Origin of the sequence: Streptomyces sp. NPDC051243, from assembly GCF_044455405.1 — a bacterium.
Taxonomy (GTDB): domain Bacteria; phylum Actinomycetota; class Actinomycetes; order Streptomycetales; family Streptomycetaceae; genus Streptomyces.
The window spans coordinates 397854-410324 of sequence record NZ_JBITES010000001.1 but is presented as its reverse complement, the minus strand read 5'-3'; the positions used below and the strand labels follow the sequence as shown (position 1 = coordinate 410324).

10 protein-coding genes are annotated in these 12471 nt (G+C 69.7%); 5 read left to right on the top strand and 5 right to left on the bottom strand.

The annotated features are described in order from the left end of the window. Positions 1-139: 139 nt before the first annotated feature. A complete protein-coding gene (locus ACIBAG_RS01830; protein WP_399099804.1) occupies positions 140-2338 on the bottom strand; it encodes an MMPL family transporter in 2199 nt (732 codons plus the stop codon). A gap of 274 nt (positions 2339-2612) precedes the next feature. On the opposite strand from ACIBAG_RS01830, the gene ACIBAG_RS01825 reads away from it, so the two are divergent. The 3 genes from ACIBAG_RS01825 (at position 2613) to ACIBAG_RS01815 (ending at position 5888) form a co-directional block, all read left to right on the top strand. Beyond that, the gene (locus tag ACIBAG_RS01825) at positions 2613-4019 is read left to right on the top strand and encodes a flavin monoamine oxidase family protein (RefSeq protein WP_399099802.1); all 1407 of its coding nucleotides are present in this window, start codon (positions 2613-2615) and stop codon (positions 4017-4019) included. A 35-nt stretch (positions 4020-4054) separates the two neighbouring features. After that, entirely contained in the window at positions 4055-4540 is a 486-nt protein-coding gene (locus tag ACIBAG_RS01820; RefSeq protein WP_399099800.1) for an SRPBCC domain-containing protein, read from the top strand. 580 nt (positions 4541-5120) lie between these two features. Beyond that, entirely contained in the window at positions 5121-5888 is a 768-nt protein-coding gene (locus ACIBAG_RS01815; protein ID WP_399099798.1) for a hypothetical protein, read from the top strand. A gap of 989 nt (positions 5889-6877) precedes the next feature. On the opposite strand, the gene ACIBAG_RS01810 is transcribed toward ACIBAG_RS01815, so the two are convergent. Then, the gene (locus ACIBAG_RS01810) at positions 6878-7465 is read right to left on the bottom strand and encodes a TetR/AcrR family transcriptional regulator (protein WP_399099797.1); all 588 of its coding nucleotides are present in this window, start codon (positions 7463-7465) and stop codon (positions 6878-6880) included. A gap of 128 nt (positions 7466-7593) precedes the next feature. Beyond that, complete coding sequence (locus ACIBAG_RS01805) at positions 7594-8394, bottom strand: helix-turn-helix domain-containing protein (protein WP_399099795.1); 801 nt, start codon at positions 8392-8394, stop codon at positions 7594-7596. 72 nt (positions 8395-8466) lie between these two features. Here ACIBAG_RS01805 and ACIBAG_RS01800 point away from each other — a divergent pair, with 72 nt between their 5' ends. Continuing rightward, a complete protein-coding gene (locus ACIBAG_RS01800) occupies positions 8467-9285 on the top strand; it encodes a phytanoyl-CoA dioxygenase family protein (protein WP_399099793.1) in 819 nt (272 codons plus the stop codon). Further along, positions 9282-9605 (top strand): hypothetical protein, encoded by a 324-nt coding sequence (locus tag ACIBAG_RS01795; RefSeq protein ID WP_399099791.1) that lies wholly within the window; start codon positions 9282-9284, stop codon positions 9603-9605. The genes ACIBAG_RS01800 and ACIBAG_RS01795 overlap by 4 nt, the downstream gene beginning before the upstream one ends. Positions 9606-10149: 544 nt before the next feature. On the opposite strand, the gene ACIBAG_RS01790 is transcribed toward ACIBAG_RS01795, so the two are convergent. Both ACIBAG_RS01790 and ACIBAG_RS01785 read right to left on the bottom strand, forming a co-directional pair. Continuing rightward, complete coding sequence (locus ACIBAG_RS01790; RefSeq protein ID WP_399099789.1) at positions 10150-10926, bottom strand: calcium-binding protein; 777 nt, start codon at positions 10924-10926, stop codon at positions 10150-10152. Positions 10927-10990: 64 nt separating this feature from the next. Further along, positions 10991-11764, bottom strand: a complete 774-nt coding sequence (locus ACIBAG_RS01785) for a calcium-binding protein (protein ID WP_399099787.1) — start codon at positions 11762-11764, stop codon at positions 10991-10993. Positions 11765-12471 lie beyond the last annotated feature (707 nt).

Genomic DNA, 12471 nt, shown 5'->3' with positions numbered 1-12471 from the left:
TGGAGACCAGAAACGCCGAGAGCATCAGCATCGCCCCCGTCTCCACCAGCCGCAGCGAGTCCACCCCCCCGCCCCCCCCCCCCCCCGACCCCCCCCCCCCCCCCCCCCCCCCCCCCCCCCCCCCCCCCCCCCACCCGGTTCAGGAGACTCGCTCGGGCTCCTTGTGCTCCACCGCCGGGGCCTTCTGGAGGCGTGTGCCCTCGACGTCGAGATCGGGCAGGACGCGGTTGAGCCAGGCGGGGAGCCACCAGGCGTGCCGTCCGGCGAGGGCGAGGACCGCCGGGACGAGCGTCAGGCGGACTGCGAAGGCGTCGATGGCGACGCCGACGGCGAGCGCGAAGGCGATGGGCTTGATCAGGGCGTCGTCGAGCGGGAAGAACCCGGCGAAGACGGTGAACATGATCAGGGCGGCCGCGGTGACGACTCGTACGCTGTGCCGCGCGCCGTCGGTCACCGAGCGGCGGGCCTCACCGGTGTGGACCCATTCCTCGCGCATCCCGGAGACGAGGAAGACCTCGTAGTCCATGGCGAGTCCGAAGAGCACGCCGATCAGGATGATCGGCAGGAAGCTGACGACGGGGCCGGTGTGGGCCAGGCCGAGGGTGTCGGCCAGCCAGCCCCACTGGAACAGGGCGACGACCATGCCGAGCGAGGCGACGACCGAGAGCAGGAATCCGACGGCGGCCTTCAGGGGGACGACCAGCGAGCGGAACACCATGGTCAGCAGGATCAGACTGAGGCCGATGACGATCGCCATGAACGGCAGCAGGGAGTCGCTGAGGCGGTTGGAGACATCGATGTTGACGGCGGTGGTGCCGGTGACGGCGACCCTCGCTCCGCTGCTTTCGCGCAGTTGCGGGGCCACGGCACGGATGTCGCGGACGAGCCGGTCGGTGCGGACGCTGTCGGGTCCGGTCTCGGGGACGACCTGGATGACGGTCTGCGCCGAGTCGTGCGTGGGGACCGCCGGCAGCACCGCCTTGACACCCTTGAGGTCCCGCAGCTTTCGGGCGACCTCGGAGCCCGCCTGCGCACCGGACCCGTCGTCGGTCTCGGTCAGCACCAGGAGTGGACCGTTGAAGCCGGGGCCGAACTTGTCGCCGATCGTGTCGTAGGCCTTGCGCTCGGTGGAGCCGACCGGGGCCGACGCGTTGTCCGGCAGGGCCAGGCGCAGGTCGGCGGCCGGAAGGGCGAGCGCGAGGAGGACGCCCGCGACGGCCAGGACGGTGAGCAGGGGCTTGGCGACGGCGAACTTCACCCAGCGGGCGCCCAAGGTGGACTGTCCGGCGGATCCGTCCGGGTCGGTGGCCCGCTGGGCCGCCTTGCTGCCGGGCTTCGGGGTCAGCCGGGTGCCGGCGAATCCGGCGAGGGCCGGGACCAGGGTGATCGCGGCCAGGACGGCGACGAGGACGGCTCCGGCGGCACCGAGGCCCATCACGGTCAGGAACGGGATGCCGATGACGCTGAGTGCGGCCAGGGCGATGATCACGGTGCTGCCGGCGAAGACGACCGCGCTGCCGGCCGTGCCGGTGGCCAGCGCCACGGATTCCTGCGGATCGGTGCCGCGGGCGAGCTGCTGGCGGTGGCGCGACAGGATGAACAGGACGTAGTCGATGCCCACGGCCAGCCCCAGCATCAGCGCGAGCGTGACGGCGGTGGAGGAGATGCTGACCGCCGGAGCGAGGGCGAGCAGCCCGGCGAGTCCCACGGCCACACCGAGCAGGGCCGGCAGCAGCGACATGCCTGCGGCGAGCAGGGAGCCGAAGGTGACGACGAGGACGAGCACGGCGACGGCGACGCCGATGATCTCGGACGGGCCTATGTGCACGCCGTTGCTGCCGTAGACGCTGCCGCCGACGGAGGTCTTCAGTCCGTTCTTCTCGGCGACCTCGGCGGCCCGCTCTATGGCATCCAGGGACGAGGCGCGTACCTCGGCCCGCTGCACGGAGTACTGCACCTGCACGATCGCGGTGCTCCGGTCGGCCGAGACGGCGCCGGTGACGCCCGGGCCCATGACGGCGCTGACCTGGGGCGCTTTGGAAGCCGCCGTCTCGGCTCCGGTGATGGCCGCGGTGAAGCGGGCGTCGGTGACCCGGCTGCCCTCGGGCGCGGTGAAGACGATCTGGGCGTTCACCCCGGAGGCTTTGGGCAGCGTCTTGCCGAGCGTGTCCAGCGCGCGCTGAGACTCGGTCCCCGGAACGGTGAAGCGGTCGTCGAGCTTGCCGCCGAAGACGCCGACGCACGTGACGAGAGCGGCGAGGACGACGAGCCAGATACCGAGCACGAGCTTGCGATGACGGTAGGCGCTGCGGCCCAGCCGATGGAGCAGGACAGCCATGACGAACTCCCAAGGTCGGTAAGGGAATTTCCGGACGTCTCGTCGCGGGGGCGGGACCAACGACGGAACTTCGAGCACCGACTTTATCATTCGCTCAAGTCATACGATCAAATCGACTAACTGGAACCTCCGACATTGTCAGTTGACCATGTCGTCTGTATGGTGGTGGCCACCGGAGCGCACCACCCCCCGGAAGAGCCAGGTCACGGGCCTGTGCCGCTTTCCCCGCGGGGCACTTCCGCAGCGCCGGGACACCCCATGACAAGGAGTGATCATGAGCAGCACGCAGGACACGGGCACCGCCACGTCACACCAGGCCCGCAGGGCGGACGTAGTGGTGATCGGCGCGGGACTCGCCGGTCTGACCGCGGCACGGGAGCTGGTGGCGGCGGGCAAGTCGGTGGCCGTGCTGGAGGCCCGCGACCGGGTCGGAGGCCGACTGCTCAACCATCACCTCGGCGACGGCCAGGTCACCGAGATCGGCGGGCAGTTCGTCGGCCCCACCCAGGACCACATCCTGGCGCTGGCCAAGGAGGTCGGCGTGGACACCTATCAGGCCGCCGTCCCCGGCGAGACCGTCTACGTGCACGAGGGCAAGGCCAAGCGGTTCACCGGGCACACCCCGCCGGACCTGTTCGCGCTGCCGGACATGGGCATCGCCCTGGCCCGCATCGGCCAGGCCGCGGCCAAGGTGAACCCGGCCGCCCCCTGGCAGGCCCCGAACGCCCGCGAACTGGACGGCATGACCTACGAGACCTGGCTGCGCAAGGCCGAGATCACCGGCGACGCCGTCGACATGATCAACATGTTCCTGAACTCCGCCTACGGCGGCGAGGCGCGCGACGCGTCCGCGCTGTTCAGCCTCTGGTACGTCTCGACGTTCGGCAACGAGACGCACCCCGGCACCATGGAGCGCGGCACCGGCACCACCGGCGGCGCCCAGGACAGCCGGTTCGTCGGCGGCTCGCAGCTGGTCGCGCAGCGGCTGGCCGAGGAACTCGACGGCCGGGTCCAGCTGTCGGCGCCGGTGCGACGCGTCAGCCAGGACTCCACCGGTGTCACCGTGGTCTCCGACGCCGGCGACTGGCGGGCCGACCGGGTGATCGTCGCCGTACCGCCGCTGGTGGCCTCGCGGATCCTGTGGGACCCGCTGCTTCCGGCGCAGCAGGACCAGCTCTTCCAGCGGCTGCCGTTCGGCACGCTCATGAAGTGCGTGGCTGTGTACGACAAGCCGTTCTGGCGGGAGGACGGCCTGTCCGGCATGGGTCTGCTGCGCGGCGGCAGCCCCATCCGCGAGATGTTCGACAACACCCCGCCCGACGGCGGACCGGGCGTGCTCATGGGCTTCCTCGGCGGCAGGGAATGGCGCAAGTGGGCCCACCGTCCGGCCGCCGAGCGCCGCGGCGCCGTCCTGCGCTGCTTCGCCCAGGTCGTCGGGGACCGCGCCTTCGACACCGTCGACTACGTCGAGCAGGACTGGACCGCCGAGCAGTGGACCCAGGGCGGCCCCACCTCCGTCGCTGCCCCCGGTGTGCTCAGCGACTTCGGCCAGTGGATGGGCCGCCCCCACGGCCGCGTGCACTGGGCGGGCGCCGAGTTCTCCCCCTACTGGAACGGCTACATGGACGGCGCGGTCCGCTCCGGCCGCCACACCGCCACCGAACTCCTCCACCAGATCTGAGTGCAAGAAGCACCGACAAGCAAGGGAGCCCTGCCATGAACCGTTTCGTCGTCGCCGAGACCGCCGTCATCGACGCCCCCCTCGGGCGGGTCTGGGACGTCATCGCCCGCACCGACCGGTACGCCGAGTGGGTCGCCGGCGCCATCGAGGTCACCGACCACCACGGCGTCGCCGTTGTCGGCAAGACCTACTCCGAGCGCAACCGCACCCTCGGCCCGTTGAAGACCGAGTCGGTCTGGACCGTCCGGGAGATCGAGCCCTTCAAGCGCCGCGTCGACATCGGCACCGGCTTCGCCCCGCTCCAGGACGTCACCAACACCTTCGAGTTCCGCCCGGTCCACAGCGCCGACGGCCGGGAGGTGACGGAGATGCTCTATCAGGTCGAGTACGCCATCGGCCTCGGTCCGCTGGGCCTCCTCCTCGACTGCATACAGCAACCCGCGATGCGTGCCGGCATGCGCACTTCCATGGCCAACCTCAACACCTTGCTTCGTTCCGAGGCGTCGAGGACCGACCTCTGACAGGCACCGGATGCTTCTGGGCCGGTGGCCGGGGCCGGTGGCCGGTGGCGGGGTGGCCGGCCGGTGGCCGGTGGCCGGTCCGCCCGTCCGACCGGCCACCGGCCCCGCAGCGGCCACCATCATGTGCCCATGTTCCGACTGGACCCCTCATCGACCGGTACGACTTCCCCGACGGCGAGCTGGCTCCCGTCGGCTCCACAGTGTCGCTGCTGGAGGAAGCGGAAACCTTGCCGGGGCGGGCAGCCCGGCTGAGCAGGGCCAGTAGCGGTTCCGAAGGCCGGATGGCGGGCGCGGTTGATCTGGTCGAAGCGCTTCGACATGGCAGTCCGAAATCCGCAGTACAGCAGTCCGGAGGTGAAAGAAATGTGTCCTCCTGTGCAGAGTCTTGCTGACCAGACGCCCCATCATTACTGTCCGCAGACGCAAGCGCTTCGACGAAGCGAAGGCGCCAGCACCTCGGACGGAGCTGAGTCGCACCGTCCCGCGCCCGGACTCGCCGGCGAGCGACACCTCGCGGCGCCGGAGTCCGCCACCAGACCGGGGGGTCCGGAACAACCCATCGCCGTCCTTGGAGGGACACATGAGATGGCAAGCCCGTAAATCCATAAGCAGCAAGTCGGCCGGGCTCGGTCGGCTGGCCCTGATCGTCGCCGTGATCGCCGGGTTACTGAGCTTCGCGTCTCCGGCGCAGGCCCAGGTGTACTCCACCTGCGACCGGTGGGGTCAGTACACCCAGGGCACCTGGACGATCTACAACAACATCTGGGGCGACAACCACGGCCCGCAGTGCCTGACCGTCAACAGCATCAAGTCCTGGTACGTCGATGCCAACCACTCCGGCGGCGGGATCAAGACCTACCCGAACACCTCGGTCCGGCCCCAGACGCCGCTCTCGCAGCTGAACTCGGCGGGCTTCTGGTACAACACGTCGTCGGCGCCCGTCGCCGGCGGTGACCACTGGAACTGGACGAGCGACCTCTGGTCGACCGGCAACCAGGACGAGATCATGGTCTTCACCAGCTGGTCCGGGGGGACGGCAGGCGGCTGGGGAAGGCAGATCGCGTCCAACGTGACCATCGGCGGCGTCCGGTACGCGTCGGTCTGGCAGGCCGACCCCGGCTGGAACGTCCTGCAGCTCATCCCCGCCCAGCAGAGCAACAGCGGCACCATCGACGCCTCGGCGGTCTGGCGATGGGCCGCGTCGCAGAACCTCCTGCGCAACACCACCTTCGACACGATGCAGTTCGGCCTTGAGATCACCTCGACGAGCGGCGTGCAGAAGCGGTACTCGCTGAACGCCTACAGCGCCTGGTGGAGCAACACCTCCGGGGGCGGATCAAGCATCTAGCCGCAGTAGGGGCGACCGGCGGTGCACTCGTCCGCGCGTAGAGGCGAACGCCGGAGCGATTCCCGAACGCGCACCTTGCCGCCGGACCTCGAACGACAATTTCCGTCGGCAAGGTTTGCGGAGTCTGCCGTCCCTGGTGGGCTTCAGCTTCCACTGCTGGTTGGCGGTGTGGAGATACGGCACGAGGACGGCGGGCACGCCGAGCGGCAGACCGGTGGCGGTCCAGCGGCGGCGGTGACGTCCGCGCCGCCTGCTGTTCGTTGGGGTGCTCAGGGGAGATCGCCACCACCCTCACAGGCCTGTGAACACGCGTGCCTGGTTGCCGGGGAGGCGGCACCCAGGCCTTCAGGACAGAGCGCGGTGGTGACTCCGGCGAGGCGCGCAGCGTGTTTCGGACGGCAACACGTCAAGATCACCCAGGGCGCCGGGACCGACGGCCTGGTGCCCATTCGCTCAGGTCAAACGGCCCCGGACGACGAGTCCGAGGCCGAGTGGAGCGCTGCTGCCGTGGAGGAGAACCTCAGGTCAGCGTCGCGAGGTGTTCCTGGGTGGCCCGCGCCGTCACCAGCCCGTCGGCAGGCCGGCGATGAACGAGGAGCCGGTCGGCGATGAGTCGGTCGTCGTGGGCCGAGTAGTGCCAGTCGCAGCCGAGGAAGTCCAGGCCCGAGTCGTCGAGGAACCAGTAGCGGACCGGCTGTCGCCGGCATCATTGCGTGCCTTGACCACCTGCTGGACATGGCCGGCGTACGGGCCGGCGCCGACCGCCACGATGGTCGTGTCGGCCCCGTAGCGCGTGCGCCGCTTCTGGACGAAGTCGCCGTAGGCGGTGCGGTAGCCGGCCGCGAGGCTGTCGGACGTCCACGGCTCACCGGTTCGAGGAGCCGCCGTACGTCCATGTACCTGCCACCCGGCGGGGTGCCGTCATGTTTCCCGTCGGGATCGCTCCGGACGAGTCCGCCCGTGCCCTCGACGCCATCCGAAGGGCAGTCTCAGGCCATGGCCAGAACGGCCGAGACCAAGGCACGCAGGCATGCCTTTTCGGCTTCCTCGTCCGGCACTGAGAGGTGCTGCATCGTCAGTCCGTCGAAGCCCGCGAGGAAGAATCTCGCGATCGTCTCGGCGGGCTGGCCGAGTTGGTGGCCGGTGCGTTCGGCGGCCTCGTTGATCAGCTTCGTCGTCACGGCCGAGATGTCGCGGTGGTGGCTGTGCAGAGCCTCCTGGAGATGGGGTGTGCGCAGCGCGAACATGGACAGTTCCGTGAGGAGCTGGTACGACGCGGGCTGTTCGAGCACGGTGCGCCACAGTGCCTCGGCGAGCGTGGTGATCGTGTCCTCGAAGGTCGCGTCCGTGGGCGCGGCCTGCTCCACCTGGGCGACCAGGTCCTGGGTGAGCTGCTCCATCACGGCCCGGTACAGCTCTTCCTTCGTGCCGAAGGTGTAGTGCACGGTCGCCTGGGCCACACCCAGCTCTGCGGCGATGGCGCGGGTGCTGCCGGCGGCGACGCCCTCCCTGGTCATCAGGTCGATGGCCGCCTTGATCAACTGAGGGCGGCGCTCTGCCGCGGATACATGAGCCATGACGGCATCCTACGCGACTAAGTCTTGTGAACAGGTCGCTCGACCGCACTTCGCTGCCGGGTCGAGGGGACGCGCCCGCCTCGGAGATGCCTCTGCATCACGCCGGCTGTGGCTGCGGCAGGGTCCCGCTATCCGTCCTCGAACCCGGGAGAACGCTGTGCACCGCGCACGGCCCGGGGCGAAGCTCCGAGTTCCCGGCGGCAGGCCTTGTTGAATGCCTGGAGGTCGGGAATGCCGACCATGGCGGCGATCGCGGAGACGGAGAGGGTGGACTCGCGCAGCAGGTGGCGGGCGCGTTCCAGGCGGCGCTGCCGGATGTAGGCGACGACCGTGTCGCCGGTGGCGGCGCGGAACAGCCGGGTGAGGTGGTTGTGGGAGACCCCGGCGGAGCGGGCCACACCGGGGACGGTCAGAGGGTCGGCGAGGCGGGACTCGATGTGGGAGATCGCGGCGGTGACGGCCGGATGCGGGCCGCTGCGGGCCTCCTGCGGAGCGGGCGCGGTGAGATGGGCGACTCGCCACAGGGCGGCCCAGACCTCGGCCGCCGCCCGCACCGGGGTGCTCGGCCAGGCGGCGACGGCCTGGAGCATCAGGGCGGACAGGGCGGGCAGTTCCGGGCCCGCGTCCTGCATGACGGGCACCGAGCGGGGTTCGCCGCCTGTGGGCAGGCGCAGGTGGGCGTAGAGGTGCTCGGAGCGGCCTCGATAGCGGTACCGGACGGTCGTGGCGGGCGGAACGAGGCTGATCCGACCGGGGCGGATGGTGTGGGGCGTGCCGTCGACGGTGAGGTCGGCCTCGTACCGGTACAGGTGCAGCTGCCACAGATCGGGCAGGCGGAAGACGTCGGTGTGCCCGGCCGAGCCATGGATGCCGACACCGACGTTTGCCACGACGGGCGGCTCGTCCAGGCAGACCATGACCTCACGCATGGTGAAAAACTACCAGTAGTGGGTGAGTCGGGGCCACGCGCCCGGGGCGGTGCGCTCCCTACCGTGGCGGACATGACGACAATCGGAGAGCACTTGCTCAGCTCGGTACAGATGGCGCACTTCGTCGCCCACGGCTCGCTGCGCATGGATGCCGTGGTGCCCGCGGAGATGAACGCCGAGGCCATGCAGGCCTTCCAGGCCGGCATCCCGCCGGTGCCGTACGGCACGCCGGTCCTCGACGCCTATCCCGAGGGATCCTTCATGCGGCGCCTCGTGGAAGTGCCCGAGGTGGCAGGCGCGTTGCGCAGTCTCGTCGGACCCGATCCGAACGTGGACCATCACTTCGTGCACGTCCGGGAGCCGCACGAGGGCGCGGCACAGCCGCTGCACGGGGACGCCATCATCGACGTACGGACCGATGCGTTCGACGTGCAGCTCATGTACTACCCGCAGGAGGTGACGCTGGAGATGGGCGGCACGCTCAGTGTGCCCGGCAGCCATCTGCGGCGTACGAACGAGAGCGACACCGGCCGGTACCAGAACCTGCGCGGCCAGAGCCGACTGGTCTGCCCGGCGGGCACCGTGGTGTTTCTGCACCACGGCCTCTGGCACGGCGGCCGGCGCAACGACAGCGGCATCCGCCGCTACATGTTCAAGATCCGCTTCAATCCGACGGTACGGCAGCGGCGGCTGTGGGACACCTCGGACCTGTCGGACCCGCGTGTGGCGCAGGAGTTGAACACCGGCTTTCCCTGGTATGAGCACGCGACCGGCCGCCTGGAGCTCTACAACCGCGTCCTGATGTGGCGGGCGCTGACCGGCGACGAGACCTTCGACCTCGACCACTGGGTCACCCGCGTCTCCAACCGACCGCAGGAGGTTTCCGCGTGACCACGACCACCCCCGCCCCGACAACGACCGCTTCCACGGTCCGCCAGCAGGTGCTGGTGCTGTACCTGGCCACGTCGGCCCTGGACTCCCCGGTCGTGGGCTGGTCCCTCTATGACGGCACCGGTCGCACGTCCCCCACCACGGGCGACAGCGACGAGCCTCCCTACGAGACGGGAGTGGCAGCCCTGTATGACGGCTGGCGCCTGATCCAGGCGGCTCAGCTGATCCCGCCGTATCCGGGGCACGAGTACGACGTGTCGTTCCTCAAGCACGAGTTCTTCTTCGAAAAGCTCGTCGGCCAGGACGACGCGTCGCAGTGACCACGCGGTGGTGGCGGCAAGCCGGCGTCCGAAGTGAGGGTGGTGGTACTCGGCCAGGCCCGAGGGTGTCGTTTCCGTCGTCCGCCACGTACAGCGCGGGGCGATGAGTACGGGATGCAGCTCGGCCGCCGACTCCGGGGCCAGTCCCGGGCGTTCGCCGCGCGGATCGTGCAGCTGGTGGGCGTGCAGGATCCGTACCTGGCGCCCCGCCTCGAACGCGTCCCGGTAGAACGGGCCAGTACTCGATCACGCGTGACGTCGCCGTACTGCCGCCGCAGGTCGACGAACCGATGGAAGACACCGTGGTTGTGCGGCAGTCGCGGGCCCGGCTCGTTGTCGACCTGGCAGCCGATCACCGCGGGAGGGGAAGCCGATCACCGTGGGACGATCGGCGTAGCGGGCCACGACCGCGCGGATCACCCGTTCCGCGTGGAAGCCGTCGCCGACCAGTAGCCGCGCCCTGGGACCGATCGGGTCGGAGGCGCCGCCGGACAGCCGTACAGGCTGTCCGGCGACAGGATGACAGCAGGTGATGACCCGTTGGTCAGGGGCAGTTGACGGCCGTGTCGCCGGTGTCGCGGTTGCAGGTGTCGAAGCCGAGGCCGCCGTCGAGGCTGTCGTTGGCGATCACGCCGTCCACGGCGTTGAGGGTGTCATTGCCCTCGCCGCCGATGTGCGTGTCGTTGCCGCGGCCCCCGGTGAGGGTGTCGTTGCCCTGGTCACCCCCGAGGGAGTCGTTGCCGTCGTCGCCGTTGAGGGTGTCGTTGCCGGCATTGCCGTTGATGGTGTCGTTGCCGGCCAGTCCGGAGATCGTGTCGTTGCCGGGGCCGCCGTTGATGGTGTCGTTGCCCGGTGTCGCCCGCAGGCCGGTGGCAGACGGGTCGTCGCCGACGAGCCGGTCCGCCCGGGGGCCGCCACTCAGGCGGTCGTCACCGGCTCCGCCGATCACCGTTCCGGCGGCCTCCAGGTTCGGGGAGATGGTGACGCTGTCGTCGGCGTCCTCGGCGTTGACCCGTATCGACGTGACGGGCAGCGGACACTCTGCCGTGTGCGTCCCCGTCGACTGACACGGGGCGACGGCGGACACGATGTCGCCCGTGTCCGTCACGACGACAACGTTGCCCTGGCGCCGGACGGTGATGTCGTTCGCCACGCCTTGGGCGGCCGTGACGACCAAGGCGTCACCCACCTCTTGCACGACCGTGGTGCCGGCCAGGCTTCCGCCGGGGGCCGCACCGGGCGCGGCGGAGGCGGCGGTCAGCGGGGCGCAGGTGAGTGCGCCGATCGCCGCCAACGTGGTGCAGATGCTTCGTGTTCTCATCGGTGCCCGCCTTTCGTGTTGACTCGCCGTGTACGGGTACTGGCGTGCTGCTCGCTCACGCCGGTCAGGGGCATCCGCTGACGTTGTCGCCCAAGTCGGCGCGGCAGTCGTCCACGTCAGCACCGCCTTCGAGGTAGTCGTTGCCGCTGACGTTGTCCACGGCGTCGATGGTGTCCCGGCCGTTGCCGCCCTCGGCGTAGTCGTTGCCGGCGCCGGCGACGATGTGCTCGTTGCCGCTGCCGCCGTAGATCACGTCGTTGCCGGCGCCGCCGTCCACGATGTCCGAGCCGCCGCGTCCCTCGACGGAGTCATTGCCGGAGCCGCCGAAGATCCTGTCCGCCTCGGCTCCCCCGGTCAGCGTGTCGTTGCCGGCGCCGCCGGAGAGGAAGTCGGAGCCCTCGTCGCCTTCGAGGGTGTCGTTGGCCGATCCGCCGTAGAGGTTGTCGCTGCCGGCACCACCGATGAGGGTGACGCCGAGGACCGTCAGCGAGGAGGTGACGTTGTCGTCCTGGTCGCCGGCGTTGACCACGAGTTCGGTGGTGTCGGCGGCCCTGCAGGCGACTTCGGTCGAGCTGATGGCGTAGCAGTCGCCGGACGGTGCGACCGTGTCTCCGGTGTCTCTGATTCTGATGCTGCTGCCTGACTGCCAGACACTGATCGTGTTGCCCCGTCCGACTCCGGCGGTGACCGTGATGGTGGTGCCGGTCTTGTTCACGAGTGTGGTGGCGAGAAAGTGCGGCGTCGGTGCGTCGGCCGCGCGGGCCACGCCCGTGAGGCAGAGGGTAAGACCGGACACCGTGGCGACAAGTGCCACGGTGCGATGGTGCGTTCGCTTCATGACCTGCTCCTGAAATAGGGCGCTGGATTTCTGTCTCGCAGGTGTGCGCATTTCTTCCCGGCCGGAATTGCCGGTGCTTGCTCAAAGGAGTGCTTCCTTTTGCGGCCTGTCGACCGCAGTCGGGACCCGATAACCGGCCCCCGCGGAGAGCCGGGGAAATGGTGTGGCCGCAGGCGCCGAACGTGCGGCTGCGGCCCATCCCTGCGCGGTACCCGGATGTCCTCGATGCGCTCAACAGTCCTCAGTCCGCGCAGGCTCCTCCCGTCCCGCCGTGGCCGACGCCTGCTCGACCGGGGATCGGTCCTGGCGCCTGGGCACCCAGAGCATGTCGGGATGCGAGGCGGTGCTGAAGTCGAATTAGCGCCATTGCCGAATACAACGGTCTCCGCGCGTGGAGTGCCGCTCTGACTCGGAATGGGATCATCTGGGGCGGGGCATGCGCGCCGTCTGATTCACCATCAGCCAGGCTGTTTCAATTCAGGATTCACCTGTACCGCATTCAATTAATCGCTCTCGCGGGTGTCTTCTCGACTGGTTCGTCACCCGTCGGTGTGGGGATCAACGAAACCGAAGCTCCGGCCTGCCCCCGCAGTGTCCGGGCTCTTGTCCTGGCGTGTCGGCTCCCTTTACGGTGATGCGGCACATGCCGACCAGTTGGTATGCCGGAGCCGGTGGAGGCCGTCGTGGCGGACAACGCGCGCGTGGAG

Excerpts from the sequence above, each read along its gene's own strand:
- ACIBAG_RS01830 (WP_399099804.1), bottom strand. The coding sequence starts at position 2,338 with ATGGCTGTCCTGCTCCATCGGCTGGGCCGCAGCGCCTACCGTCATCGC.
- ACIBAG_RS01825 (WP_399099802.1), top strand. The coding sequence starts at position 2,613 with ATGAGCAGCACGCAGGACACGGGCACCGCCACGTCACACCAGGCCCGC.
- ACIBAG_RS01820 (WP_399099800.1), top strand. The coding sequence starts at position 4,055 with ATGAACCGTTTCGTCGTCGCCGAGACCGCCGTCATCGACGCCCCCCTC.
- ACIBAG_RS01815 (WP_399099798.1), top strand. The coding sequence starts at position 5,121 with ATGAGATGGCAAGCCCGTAAATCCATAAGCAGCAAGTCGGCCGGGCTC.
- ACIBAG_RS01810 (WP_399099797.1), bottom strand. The coding sequence starts at position 7,465 with ATGGCTCATGTATCCGCGGCAGAGCGCCGCCCTCAGTTGATCAAGGCG.
- ACIBAG_RS01805 (WP_399099795.1), bottom strand. The coding sequence starts at position 8,394 with ATGCGTGAGGTCATGGTCTGCCTGGACGAGCCGCCCGTCGTGGCAAAC.
- ACIBAG_RS01800 (WP_399099793.1), top strand. The coding sequence starts at position 8,467 with ATGACGACAATCGGAGAGCACTTGCTCAGCTCGGTACAGATGGCGCAC.
- ACIBAG_RS01790 (WP_399099789.1), bottom strand. The coding sequence starts at position 10,926 with ATGAGAACACGAAGCATCTGCACCACGTTGGCGGCGATCGGCGCACTC.
- ACIBAG_RS01785 (WP_399099787.1), bottom strand. The coding sequence starts at position 11,764 with ATGAAGCGAACGCACCATCGCACCGTGGCACTTGTCGCCACGGTGTCC.